Annotated in this window: 11 protein-coding genes; 5 read left to right on the top strand and 6 right to left on the bottom strand. The window is 74.4% G+C overall.

The genetic code is table 11. The features are described 5' to 3' along the window. The 4 genes from CKO13_RS07330 to CKO13_RS07345 all read right to left on the bottom strand — a co-directional run. Window positions 1-322, bottom strand: a 322-nt coding sequence (locus tag CKO13_RS07330; protein ID WP_200258788.1) for an NAD(P)/FAD-dependent oxidoreductase, incomplete at its 3' end; no start/stop codon positions are given. Between the two features lie 10 nt (window positions 323-332). After that, complete coding sequence (locus CKO13_RS07335) at window positions 333-2,117, bottom strand: acyl-CoA dehydrogenase (RefSeq protein ID WP_200258790.1); 1,785 nt, start codon at window positions 2,115-2,117, stop codon at window positions 333-335. A 23-nt stretch (window positions 2,118-2,140) separates the two neighbouring features. Further along, window positions 2,141-3,088 (bottom strand): electron transfer flavoprotein subunit alpha/FixB family protein, encoded by a 948-nt coding sequence (locus CKO13_RS07340; protein ID WP_200258792.1) that lies wholly within the window; start codon window positions 3,086-3,088, stop codon window positions 2,141-2,143. Between the two features lies 1 nt (window position 3,089). Continuing rightward, window positions 3,090-3,839: an electron transfer flavoprotein subunit beta/FixA family protein gene (locus tag CKO13_RS07345; protein ID WP_200258794.1), complete on the bottom strand. Its 750-nt coding sequence runs from the start codon at window positions 3,837-3,839 to the stop codon at window positions 3,090-3,092. A gap of 182 nt (window positions 3,840-4,021) precedes the next feature. Here CKO13_RS07345 and CKO13_RS07350 point away from each other — a divergent pair, with 182 nt between their 5' ends. Together CKO13_RS07350 and CKO13_RS07355 are read left to right on the top strand one after the other, a co-directional pair. Beyond that, window positions 4,022-4,840, top strand: coding sequence for a DUF3108 domain-containing protein (locus CKO13_RS07350; protein WP_200258796.1), 819 nt, complete (start codon window positions 4,022-4,024; stop codon window positions 4,838-4,840). Between the two features lie 77 nt (window positions 4,841-4,917). Next, window positions 4,918-6,237 (top strand): ATP-grasp domain-containing protein, encoded by a 1,320-nt coding sequence (locus tag CKO13_RS07355; RefSeq protein WP_200258799.1) that lies wholly within the window; start codon window positions 4,918-4,920, stop codon window positions 6,235-6,237. Here the strand turns inward: CKO13_RS07355 and CKO13_RS07360 are convergent. Next, window positions 6,213-6,707 (bottom strand): GNAT family N-acetyltransferase, encoded by a 495-nt coding sequence (locus tag CKO13_RS07360; protein ID WP_200258802.1) that lies wholly within the window; start codon window positions 6,705-6,707, stop codon window positions 6,213-6,215. The two genes, CKO13_RS07355 and CKO13_RS07360, sit on opposite strands and share 25 nt — an antisense overlap. A 37-nt stretch (window positions 6,708-6,744) precedes the next feature. Here CKO13_RS07360 and CKO13_RS07365 point away from each other — a divergent pair, with 37 nt between their 5' ends. Continuing rightward, complete coding sequence (locus CKO13_RS07365; protein ID WP_200258805.1) at window positions 6,745-8,055, top strand: ArgE/DapE family deacylase; 1,311 nt, start codon at window positions 6,745-6,747, stop codon at window positions 8,053-8,055. A 9-nt stretch (window positions 8,056-8,064) separates the two neighbouring features. On the opposite strand, the gene CKO13_RS07370 is transcribed toward CKO13_RS07365, so the two are convergent. Next, a complete protein-coding gene (locus CKO13_RS07370) occupies window positions 8,065-9,090 on the bottom strand; it encodes a D-alanine--D-alanine ligase family protein (protein ID WP_200258808.1) in 1,026 nt (341 codons plus the stop codon). A gap of 134 nt (window positions 9,091-9,224) precedes the next feature. Here CKO13_RS07370 and CKO13_RS07375 point away from each other — a divergent pair, with 134 nt between their 5' ends. Continuing rightward, complete coding sequence (locus CKO13_RS07375) at window positions 9,225-10,025, top strand: S1 family peptidase (protein ID WP_200258811.1); 801 nt, start codon at window positions 9,225-9,227, stop codon at window positions 10,023-10,025. An 11-nt stretch (window positions 10,026-10,036) separates the two neighbouring features. Continuing rightward, a partial coding sequence (locus CKO13_RS07380) for a hypothetical protein (RefSeq protein WP_200258814.1) occupies window positions 10,037-11,927 on the top strand: 1,891 nt, incomplete at its 3' end.

Genomic DNA, 11,927 nt, shown 5'->3' on the forward strand with positions numbered 1-11,927 from the left:
CCGATGGACAACACGGGCAACCTCGTCGGCAGCCGCCAGCCCCGCCGGGCGCCGCTGACGGTGCCGGCCGGGGCGGAGCGGCTGCTCCTGCTCGGCGCCCGGCCTCGCGCCAGCCCGGCAGCAGCTCGTCGAGGGCCCGCGGCTCCACGGCGGCGCCGGAGAGGATGTGGGCGCCGATCTCGGCGCCCTTCTCCAGCACGCAGACGCTGAGCGCCTCGCCGGCGAGCTGCCGCAGCCGCAGCGCGGTGGCCAGCCCCGCCGGCCCGCCGCCGACGACGACCACGTCGTAGTCCAGGCGCTCGCGCGCCGGCTCCTGCGCCATGCCTCGCTCCTTACCACTGCGTGTCGGTGACGGCCTCGAGCTCATCGCTGCCGCCCTGGACCGCCGGCGTGTAGCCGTGGGCCCGCGGCAGGGTGTGGCGCATGTAGAAGCGCGCCGTGTGCAGCTTGGCCGCGTAGAAGTCGGTATCGCCCCGGCCGGCCTGCACCGCCTCGTGGGCGATCAGGGCGGCGCGGCCCATCTGCCAGCCGCCGAGCACGAGCCCGGCCTGCATCAGGTACGGGGTCGCCGCCGTCAGCGCCGCGAGCGGGTCGTCGCCGCCGACCAGCAGCCGCTCGGTGCTCGCGCGCAGGGCCGCCACCGCCTCGGCGAGGGCGTCGCCGAGGCCGCTGAGCGCCGCGGCGCCGCGCAGCCCGGCGACCGTCTCGTCGGCCTCGGCGAGCAGCGCCGCGAGGGTCTCCCCGCCATCCTTGAGGACCTTACGCAGGGTGAAGTCCTGGCCGAGGATGCCGTTGGTCCCCTCGTAGATCGGCGCGATGCGCACATCGCGCAGCAGCTGCGCCGCCTCGGCTTCCTCGGTGTAGCCGACGCCGCCGTGGACCTGGATGCCCAGCGAGGCCGCCTCCACCGCCTGCTCCGTGGCCACCGCCTTGACCAGCGGCGTGAGCAGGTCCACCCGGCGCTGCGCCCGCTCCCGGGCCTCGGCATCGGCGCCGTGGCGGGCGGTATCCATCTCCGCGGCGGTCAGCAGCGCCAGGGCCCGCATCGCCTCGGTGGGGGCGCGCATGGCCATCAGCATCCGGCGCACGTCGGGGTGGGCGATGATGGGCACGTCCTCGCCGCCGCCGGGCCGGCGCCCCTGGACGCGCTGGCGGGCGAAGTCGCGGGCGAGCTGGTAGGCCCGCTCGGCCACCCCCACGCCCTGCACCCCGACCTTGTGCCGCGACTCGTTCATCATCGTGAACATGTGGTAGAGGCCGCGGTGGCGCTCGCCGACGAGGTAGCCCACCGCCCCCTCGCCGTCGCCGTAGCGCAGGGTGCAGGTCGGCGAGGCGTGGATGCCGAGCTTCTCCTCGAGCCCGGTGCAGCGCAGGTCGTTGCGGGCGCCGAGGCTGCCGTCGGCCGCGGCGAGGTACTTGGGCACCAGGAACAGCGACAGCCCCTTGTGGCCGGCCGGCGCGTCCGGGGTGCGGGCGAGGACCAGGTGGACGATGTTCTCCGCCGCCTCGTGCTCGCCCCAGGTGATGTAGATCTTCTCGCCGTAAAGGCGGTAGCAGCCCCCCGCCTCGTCGGGCACCGCCTGCATCCGCACGGCCCCGAGGTCGGAGCCGGCCTGGGGCTCGCTGAGGTCCATGGTGCCGGCCCACTCGCCGCTGACCAGCCGCTCCAGGTAGCGGGCGCGCAGCGGCTCGTCGCCGTGCTGGGCGAGCAGCTCGGTGGCGCCGGCGGAGAGCATCGGCGCCAGGGCCAGGGCCATGTTCGCCCCGTGCCACATCTCCTGGGTCGCCGTGGCCGCCACCTCCGGCAGCCCCTGGCCGCCGCGCTGCGGATCGGCGCCGATGCCGTTCCAGCCGCCGTCGACGAAGGCGCGGTAGGCGTCGGCGAAGCCCTCGGGCAGGCGCACCCGGCCGTCCTCGAGCCGGCACCCCTGGCGGTCGCCGGCGCGGTTGAGCGGCGCCCAGACCTCGCCGGCGAGCCGCCCGGCCTCCTCGAGCACGGCGCCGAGCAGCTCCGGGGTGACCGGCTCGACCCCCGCCAGGCCGTCGAGCCGATCGAGGCCGATGAGCTCCTCGATGACGAAGCGCTGGTCGCGGATCGGGGGTTGGTAGGTGGCCATGGCGCCCTCCTCGGGGGTAGTGGCTACGAGTCCGCCGCCAGCGCCCGGCGCAGCCGCGGCAGCGCCTCGAAGAGGTCGGCCGCCAGGGCGTAGTCGGCGAGCTGCATGATCGGCGCCTCCTCGTCGGTATTGATGGCGACGACGACGCGGCTGTCCTTCATGCCGGAGACGTGGTAGATCGCCCCCGAGAGGCCGACGGCGATGTAGAGCTCGGGGGCCACGACCTTGGCCGTCAGCCCGACCTGGGCGTCGCTCGGCAGCAGGCCGTCGTCGACGGCGCCGCGGGTGGCGCCGATGGCCGCGCCGAGCTGGTCGGCGAGGGCCTCGAGCTCGCGGACGCCCGCCTCGTCGCGCAGGCCGCGGCCGCCGGCGACCACCACCCGCGCCGCGGTCAGCTCCGGGCGGCCGCTGTCGCTGAGCCGCTCCTCGAGCAGCCGGGAGAGGGCCGGAGCGGCGCCGGGCTCGAGGCGCTCGACGGGGGCCTCGCCGCCGTCGCTGGCGCCGGGGAAGGCGGTGCCGCGGACCGTCATCACCCGCACCGGCTCGCGGCAGCGCAGCCGGGCGATGACGCTGCCGCCGTAGAGGGGGCGCTGGAAGGTCTCGGCGTCCTCGATGGCGGTCACGTCCGAGAGCATGGCCACGTCCAGGGCGGCGGCCACCCGGGGGAGGAAGTCCTTGGCCAGGCTGCTCGCCGCCGCGAGCACCGCCGTGTAGCCGCGCTGCTCGGCGAGCTCGGCCACCCGCGCGGCCAGCGGCTCCGCCAGCTGCGCGGCGTAGGCCTCGCCGGCGCAGCACAGGACGCGCTCGACGCCCTCGACGGCGGCGGCCGCCTCGGCCGCAGCGGCCGCCTCCTCGCCGCCGATCACCAGCAGCTCCACGGCCGCGTCGAGCCGCCGGGCGGCGCTGACCGCCCGGCGGGCCGAGGCCGCCAGCTGCCCCCCACGGTGCTCAGCGATCACCAGCGCCGTCATCTCAGCACACCTGCGCCTCGTTGCGGAGCCGCTCGGCGAGCGCCTCGGCGCTGTCGACGCGCACCCCGGGCGGGCGCGCCGGCGGCTCGCTGACCTCGAGCAGGTCGAGCCGCGGGGCCGCGTCGACCCCCAGCGCCTCGAGCGCCTGGCGCTCGAGGGGCTTCTTCTTCGCCTTCATGATGCTCGGCAGCTTGACGTAGCGCGGCTCGTTGAGCGCCAGGTCCGCCGTGACCACCGCCGGCAGCGGCACCGCCACGTCCCGCTTGCCGCCGTCGACCTCGCGGGTGACGCGCACCTCGCCCTCGCCGGCCTCGAGGGCGCAGGCAAAGGTCGCCTGCCCCCAGCCCAGGCGGGCGGCGAGCATCGGCCCGGTCTGGGCGGCGTCGTCGTCGGTGGCCTGCTGGCCGAGGAGGATGAGCCCCGGCGCCTCGCGCTCGGCCACCGCCGCCAGGGCCTTGCTCACCCCCAGCGGCTCCAGCTCGCCCTCGGCCTCGATGAGCTGCGCCCGGTCGGCGCCGAAGGCCAGCGCCGTGCGCAGCACCTCCTCGCAGCCGGGCTCACCGACGCTCACGGCGACGACCTCCTCGGCCACCCCCGCCTCGCGCAGGCGCACCGCCGCCTCGACGGCCGGCTCGTCGAAGGGGTTCATGGCCTTCTTGGCGTGGGCCGTCTCCACCCCCGAGCCGTCGCCCTTGAGGCGCACGCGCACGTTGTCGTCGACCACCCGCTTGACCGCGACCAGGACCTTCAATTGGGCACACCCCCCACTGGCTGAGCCGGCTAGCTATATGCGCTGCAGCATCCCTAGACGAAGACTTTGCAGCCTCGCCCGAAAGGCGTCAACGGCCACCCCTTCGCCCCCCTCAGCCTTGCCGGCCAGCGGCCGATACACGGGGTACACCCCATCAACAGCCGAGCCGACGCCCCAGACCGATGTGCGCACTGCGAGCCCACCCCGCCGCCACGGCCGCCGCGGCGCTGGCTGCGGCCCTCCTCCCGGCGCTGGCCGCCCCGCCGGCGCCGGCCGCCGAGCTGCCGGAGGCCGGTAGCGCCCGCTACTGGATCCAGGAGGGCGGCGCGCGGCGGGGCTACGAGATCCTGCGCTGGGAGTACCCGGAGGACGGCACCTTCCGCCTGGTGCGCATCCGCCAGGAGCGCCAGCGGCCCATCGCCGGCGACTACCAGGGCGTGCGCCGGATCCGGCGCATCCGCGAGATCAGCGAGGGGACCCTCGAGGGCGACCGGGCGCAGCCGCAGACCTACGAGCGCCGCACCGCCACCGTCTTCCCGTCCGCCGACGACTACGACCCGGAGACGGCCTTCGAGGGCGTCGAGGAGGAGGTGCAGCTGCGCGTGCGCTTCACCGAGGACGAGGCCGCCCTCGAGCAGGGCGAGGTCGCCGCCCCGCCGAGCGCCCTCGACCCGGTCTCCCACCGCTGGCAGGTGATGCAGCAGGCCCTCGAGGGCGAGCGCTTCGAGCGCATCAGCCACCAGGTCGTCAACCGCCAGGGCGAGGTCGAGGAGATCGCCTTCCGTATCGAGGGGCGGCGCACCGTCCACACCCCGGCCGGCACCTTCCGGGCGGTGCGGCTGCGCCGCCACCAGCCCGAGCGCCAGCGCAGCGTGCGCTGGTACATGGCCGAGGGGTGGGCGGGCCTGCCGGTGCGCACCGTCACGGTCCGCAGCGCCGCCCACGCCGAGCGCACCCGGCTGCAGCGCATCGAGGCCCAGGCCCAGGCCGAGGAGGGCTAGGCGCCGGCCAAAAGCCGGCGGCTGCGGCTACGCTCTAAGGGGAGAGTCTCAGACTGCCCCCTGGAGAGAGCGTCGCGATGCCCCATCGAAAGCATATCCACGTCATCGGGCTCGATGAGTTCCACCTCGCCGAGCTGCAGACCGTGCGCAACGCCGACGAGTACGTCTTCCACCCCCTGGTCGACTACGACCACATCGTCCTGCCGCCGGCCTACGACATCCCGGCGCTGCTCGCCGAGGCCCGCGAGGACCTGGACAACGCCCCGGCCGTCGACGCCATCATCGGCCACTGGGACTTCCCCACCACCTCGCTGCTGCCGATCCTGCGCCGCGAGTACGGCCTGCCCAGCGCCAGCCTGGAGAGCGTCCTCTACTGCGAGCACAAGTACTGGACCCGGCTCGCCGCCGCCGAGGCCATCCCCGAGTGCACGCCGGCCTTCCAGGGGATCGACGCCTACCACGACGCCCCGGCCGAGGCCCTCGAGCTCGCCTACCCCTTCTGGCTCAAGCCGGCCGTCGCCTTCTCCTCCTACCTCGGCTTCCGCATCGACGACGAGGCGAAGTTCCGCAGCGCCATGGCTACCATCCGCGAGCAGATCCACCGCTTCGCCGAGCCGTTCCGGCACATCCTCGCCGCCGCCAACAACCACGCCACCCTGCCGGGCGACGGCGACGGCGCCACCTGTATCGCCGAGGGGCTCATCCACGGCCACCTGTGCACCCTGGAGGGGTACGTCTTCAACGGCGAGGTGGTCGTCTACGCCATCCTCGACTCCGTGCGCGGCGCCAACCAGGTCAGCTTCCTCAGCTACCAGTACCCGTCGGCGCTGCCGGAGGGGGTCCAGCAGCGCATGCGGGAGGCGGCCGACCGGCTCCTGCGGCGCATCGGCCTCGACCAGACGCCGTTCAACATCGAGTTCTTCTGGGACGAGGAGGCCGACCGGATATGGCTGCTCGAGATCAACCCCCGCATCTCCAAGTCCCACTGCCCCATCTTCGAGATCGCCACCGGCGCCTCCCACCACGAGGTCCCCATCGACATCTGCCTCGGCCGCCGCCCCCGCTTCCCCCACGCCGAGGGGCGCTTCCCCACGGCGGCGAAGTTCATGCCGCGGGTCTACGAGGACGCCGTCGTCACCCACGTCCCCAGCGGGCGGGCCATCCGCGAGCTCCAGGAGCGCTTCCCCGAGCTGCGGGTCACCGTCCAGGTCCAGGAGGGCACGCGGCTCTCGGAGATGCTCGGCCAGGACAGCTACAGCTACGAGCTCGCCAGCCTCTTCTTCGGCGGCCGCGACGCCCAGGACCTGCAGCGCAAGTTCCGGACCGTCATGGACGGCCTGAACTTCGGCTTCTCCCGGCCGGTGACGACCAACTACGCCTCCCCCGTCGGCGGTTGATGGCCGCCGCGCTCATAGGCGGCGCGATCGAGGCGCAGGACCCGCGCCTGCCCGGGCTCGCCATCAGCCTCGGGCTCTTCATCGACGAAGCCGAGGCTGTGGTAAAGGCGCAGCGCCCGGCGGTTGGCCGGCAGCACGCTCAGCCACAGGCAGGCGGCGCCGCGGCGCTCGAAGGCGTAGCGGGCGAGCGCCCGGACCGCGGCGCGGCCGAAGCCCCGGCCCTTGCCGGCGATGGCGATCCGGCGCAGCAGCACGCGCCCGTCGGGGCGCTCCAGCCCCTGGAGGATGGCGTAGCCCACCGCCCGGTGCTCCGCTCCCGACTCGAGGATCCAGTGGCCGCAGTCCGGCGCCTCGAGGCAGCGCCGGTGCGCCTCCAGTGGCCACTGCTCGACGTACTCGGCGTTCTCGGGGGCCGACTCGACGGTACGTACGAACGCCAGGTCGGCCGGCGTCGTTGCCCTTAGGCGCATATACTCACCCTCTAGAAGAGGCCCGCAGGAGGGAGGAATGGCTCGCCGCACCTCGTACATCGACGAAGAGCGGATCCGGGAGCGTCTAGTATCGCTGATCCGCATCCCCTCGATCACCGGCGAGGAGGATGCGGCCGTCGCCCAGATCGCCGACTGGCTCCAGCAGCTCGACGCCGAGATCGACTACTGGCACGACGGCATCACCGCGCTGCAGCGCGACCCCCGCTACCCCGGCCACGAGGTCGAGCGCGCCTGGGCGCCGGTGGTCGTCGGCGTGGTCCGCGGCGAGCAGCCCGGCCCGAGCGTGCTGCTCACCGGCCACGTCGACGTCGTTCCCCCGGGCGACTACGCCCTCTGGGACGACGAGCCGTTCTCCGGGATGACCCGCGGCGACCGGATCGTCGGCTGCGGCGCCTCGGACATGAAGTCCGGGCTCATCGCCGCCCTCGCCGCCTTCGAGGCCTTCGCCGAGGGCGGGCGCCACTTCCCCGGCCGGGTGATCTTCGCCGCCGTGCCCGCCGAGGAGGACAGCGGCCTCGGCACCCTGGCCGCCATCCGCGGCAACTGGCGCGCCGACGCCTGCATCATCCCCGAGCCTACCGTCCGCGACGGCGTCCCGGAGCTGGTCATCGCCCACGCCGGCGCCATCTCCTTCCACCTGCGCGTGCCCGGCAAGGCGGCCCACGCCAGCAAGCGGCTCCAGGGCGAGAGCGCCCTCGACCACTTCCTCACCCTCTACAAGGCCATGCGGGCCGACGAGCGGGCGGTCAACGAGCGCGAGCCCCACCCGCTGATGCGCCAGCACGAGCTGCCCTACGCCACCAACGTCGGCATCCTCCGCGGCGGGCTGTGGTCGTCGAGCGTCATGGACTCGCTCGAGGCGCACGTACGCATCGGCGTCGCCCTCGGCGAGACGGTCGAGGCGGCCGAGGCGCGCTTCCGCCGCGCCATCGCCGAGGCCGTCCGCGACGACCCCTGGCTGTCGCGCCACCCGCCGCAGATCACCCGCCAGGCCTCGGGCTTCGGCTCGGCGCAGACTGACCCCGAGCACCCCCTCGTCGCCGCCCTGGCCGAGGCCGCCGAGGAGGAGCTGCGGGCCGCGCCGCGCATCGCCGCCGCCCCCTACGGCTGCGACATGTCCGGCTGGGTGCGCCTCGCCGGCGTCCCGACGGTGGTCTACGGCCCCGGCGACATCGACCAGGCCCACGCCCCCAACGAGTCGGCCTCCCTGGAGACCACCTACCGCGTCGCGCGCACCCTGGTGCGCACGACCGAGCGGCTGCTCGAGACCGACCTCGATACCCTGCGCCTGCACAACGGCGGGGTCCTCGCCGCCGAGCGGGGCTAGCGCGGCGCCCTAGGCGGCGTAGCGCGCCAGCGCGGCGCGGATGACGAGCGCCAGCAGGTCGGCGTAGCTGTAGCCGGCGTAGCCGGCCATCAGGGCGAGCTTGCCATCGGGGGTGCAGCTCGGCCGGCTGTTGAAGTCGAGCAGCCGCGGCACGCCGTCGGCCCCGGCGCGGAAGTCCACGCGGGCGCAGTCCCGGGCGCCGAAGCGGGCGAAGAGGGTGGTCGCCGCCTCCACCAGGCGGGAGCGGGTATCCGTGTCGAGGGCGGCCGGCCGGAAGCGCAGCTCCCGGTAGTAAGGGGAGCCCGGATCGGTCTTGGAGCCGTAGGAGAGGATCGGGGGCAGCCCGGCGTCGAGCCCCGAGTAGTCGATGGCGAGGGGCGGCAGGACAGTCAGCCCTTGCCCCGGGTTGCCGATGACCCCCACCGTATACTCCTCGCCGGGGAGGAAGTCCTGGACCAGGGCCCAGGGGCCCTCGAGCTCGCCGGCGAGGCGCTCCAGGTAGGCCTGCGCCGCAACGTCGTCGTGGACCACCCCCTCGGGCTCGACGCCGACGCTCCCCGAGGCGGCGTTGGGCTTGATCATGGCCGGGTAGCGCTCGGGGAGGGGCAGCGGATCGGCCCGCAGGTCGACGAGCCGCTCGTTGGGCACGGGGATCCCCCGCATCGCCGCCAGGCAGTGCACCGCCCCCTTGTCGCGGGCCAGCCCCATGCACATCGCCGTCGACCCGGTGTACGGGATCTCCAGCAGCTCGAGCAGCGCCGGCAGGCTGGGCTCGAGGTGGAGGCGGTTGCGGTAGCCGTTGTCGCACAGGTTGAGGATCAGCTCCGGCGGCGCCTCGCGCAGCTCGTCGATGAGCCGCTCGTGCTCGTCGTAGTAGCGCACCTCGAGGCCCTCGAAGCCGGACAGCGCCCGCCGGACCTCGTGGGCCACGCGCTGCTGCTCCTCGCCGATGGCCCCGCCCGGCCCGTACTCGTAGGGCAGGCGCGGGTCGCCGAGGAGGACGCCTAGCGTGAGGCTCGGCAGGGTGACAGCCACAGCAGCCCTCCTCGGTGGGTCCGCGGCCGCGCCCGGCCGTTCACCTCAAACCTAGCAGCGCCCCCCGCCCACCGCCAGCGACGCCGGCGCAGCCATGCGCTATCCTAAGGAGCAGAAGCCGTGGAGGATCCTGCATGATACGCCGTTGGCACCGGCTCGCCAGCGCCGGCCTCGCCTTGAGCCTCTGCCTGCTGGCGGGCGCCGCCCTCGCCCGCAGTGGCGAGGCCCTGCCCGAGACCATCGAGCGCGTGCGCCCCTCCGTGGTCGGCGTCGGCACCCACCAGCCCACGGCCAACCCGCAGGTGGACTTCCACGGCACCGGCTTCGCCGTCGAGGACGGCCGGGCCGTGATCACCAACAACCACGTCCTGCCCGCGGCGATCGACGGCGAGCGCCGCGAGCGCCTGGTGGTGCTCGCCGGCGACCCCGGCGAGCCGGACCTGCGCGAGGCGCGGATCGTCATGCGCTCCGAGAGCTCCGACCTCGCCGTGCTGCGCATCAGCGGCCCGCCGCTGCCGGCGCTCCAGCCCGGCGAGCCCGGGCGTCTGCGCCCCGGCAACCGGGTCGCCTTCACCGGCTTCCCCATCGGCATGATCCTCGGCTTCCACCCGGTCACGCACACCGCCATGATCTCGGCGCGCACGCCGCTGACGCTGCCCGCCCGGCGCAGCAGCGAGCTCGACTCGCGCCATATCGCGCGGCTGCGCCGCGGCGATCCGCCCATGGTCTTCCAGCTCGACGGCACGGCCTATCCGGGCAACAGCGGCAGCCCCGTCTACGACCCGCAGACCGGCGAGGTCTACGCCGTGCTCAACCAGGTCTACGTCCAGGGCGGCCGCGAGGCGGCGATCCAGGAGCCGAGCGGGATCAGCTACGCCGTGCCCTTCGACCTCGCCGAGCCGCTGCTCGAGCGCTACCGCCAGCGCCACCGCTAGCCCGCCGGCCCGTGCGACTGCGACTGACCCCGCACCGGCGGCGGCCTTCGGGCAGCAGCGCCGACGAGCGCCAGGACGCCGTCGCCCTGGCGCGCGACAGCAGCGAGGAGTACCTGGCGCCGTGGACCCGCGCCGCGCGGCGCGTCGGTATCTCGTGGACGCTGCTCAAGCTGGCCTGGACCGCTGGGCCGGTCACCGGCATCGGCCTCTACGGCGGCTACTACATCGCCTACGGGGTGCCGCCGAACACCGAGCTGCTGATCTACTTCATCACCTTCACCGTGCTCAGCGGCCTGATCGGCCTGAGCGCCAACTTCATCTACGAGAGCACCCGGGGGGCCGGCAAGGAGCAGGCGCAGGCGGAGCTCGTCACCGCCATCGACCAGCTCGGCGAGCTGATCCTCAGCGTCCGCGACCTCAACGTCGCCAGCCTCGAGGGCGGCACCCGGCGCAGCGAGGCGGCGCGGCAGCTGCTGCGCCGCATTGACCTCTCCCCCGACGGCGTCGCCCTCGCCTGCGAGGAGCTCACCGACGATCGCGAGCTCGGGCGGATCCTCGCGCAGATCGACACCTACCGCCGCGCCGGGCTCTACTCGCGCATCCGCGATCTTAATGCCCGCCACGCCGAGCACTTCGAGGCCACCGTCGAGCAGCTCAAGGACGAGGCCCCGCTAGCGGCGAGCGCCCTGCAGGCGCGCTTCGCCGGCGAGGTGCCCAACCTGCGCGCCGGCATCCCGCGCAAGGAGGCCTTCATCGAGCGCGCCCGGGCCGCCACGGAGCAGGACAATCCGCTGCTGCTGACCATGGGCGACGTCGAGGAGATCCTCGGGCTCGCCTTCGAGCTGCTCACCGGCCGCGAGATCCCCATCCTCACCTTCAACTTCCGCGGCAGCTGGAAGCTCGCCCGGGCCTTCGACGCCCTGGAGACCGCGCGCAGCCGCTTCCGCCTCGCCCAGGCGGCCAGCGACAACCGCATCCGCGCCCTGGCCAGCTGGCTCGTCGAGGCCGGTGTCCTCCCCTACGAGACGGTCCCCGAGGAGCTGCCGGCGAACACCCTGCTCCAGCGCGCCAGCGCCGCTATGAACCGCCTGCAGCGGCGCGTCGACACCCTCCAGGAGCGCCTGCGCCGCGCCCCCGGCGACCGCGAGGCCTACCAGGAGCTCGCCGAGGCCGCCGATACCCTCGCCACCGCCGTCGCCCTCTATCGCTCCGCCCGCGAGGCGGTCCGCATGCTCGGCAACACCCACGCCGAGCTGCTCAACGCCGCCGAGGCCTGGGAGCGGCTCACCGAGCAGCGCCGCCGCGCCGACTGGCAGCTGCGCCTCGGCGAGGGCCGGCGCGGGCTGCGCATCGTCGAGCGCACCCTGTCGCTCAGCGAGGAGGCCCGCGAGGCCGTCGCCCGGGACCTCATGCGCCACCTCCGCGGCGCCACCCTGGAGCGCGGCGTCCACCCCGGCCCGGCCCAGCGCTCGCCCAAGCGCCCGACGCTGGCGACGGCCGCCGACGCGCGGCGCCTGGCCACCGAGGTCGCCCTGGCCCTGGAGCCGTACATCCACCTCTCGCGCCCCGAGGTCCAGCGCGGGCTCGGCGCCACCCGGGCGATCTACCTCGGCGACCTCGAGCCGGGGATGAGCGTCCAGGAGAAGCGCAGCCTCGCCGCGGCCATGGCCGAGGAGGTGGAGCAGGACTTCAGCCGCGCCGCCGAGCAGCTCGCCGTGGCCCTCGTCCGCCACTACCAGGTCGAGCTCACCGACAGGGCCCGCGCCTTCCTGCAGCGCACCTACGGCGCCCGCCCCCAGGTCCTCGCCGCCGTCGCCCGCAGCCAGCAGACCGGCGAGGAGGGGGAGCGGGGGCCGCAGGCGATCAGCCTGCTCAGCCGCCGCCCCACCCCCATCCCGCCGC

The organism is Halorhodospira neutriphila (assembly GCF_016584055.1).
Classification (GTDB): domain Bacteria; phylum Pseudomonadota; class Gammaproteobacteria; order Nitrococcales; family Halorhodospiraceae; genus Halorhodospira; species Halorhodospira neutriphila.

Excerpts from the sequence above, each read along its gene's own strand:
- CKO13_RS07355 (WP_200258799.1), top strand. The coding sequence starts at position 4,918 with ATGCCCCATCGAAAGCATATCCACGTCATCGGGCTCGATGAGTTCCAC.
- CKO13_RS07335 (WP_200258790.1), bottom strand. The coding sequence starts at position 2,117 with ATGGCCACCTACCAACCCCCGATCCGCGACCAGCGCTTCGTCATCGAG.
- CKO13_RS07350 (WP_200258796.1), top strand. The coding sequence starts at position 4,022 with ATGTGCGCACTGCGAGCCCACCCCGCCGCCACGGCCGCCGCGGCGCTG.
- CKO13_RS07375 (WP_200258811.1), top strand. The coding sequence starts at position 9,225 with ATGATACGCCGTTGGCACCGGCTCGCCAGCGCCGGCCTCGCCTTGAGC.
- CKO13_RS07360 (WP_200258802.1), bottom strand. The coding sequence starts at position 6,707 with ATGCGCCTAAGGGCAACGACGCCGGCCGACCTGGCGTTCGTACGTACC.
- CKO13_RS07340 (WP_200258792.1), bottom strand. The coding sequence starts at position 3,088 with ATGACGGCGCTGGTGATCGCTGAGCACCGTGGGGGGCAGCTGGCGGCC.
- CKO13_RS07365 (WP_200258805.1), top strand. The coding sequence starts at position 6,745 with ATGGCTCGCCGCACCTCGTACATCGACGAAGAGCGGATCCGGGAGCGT.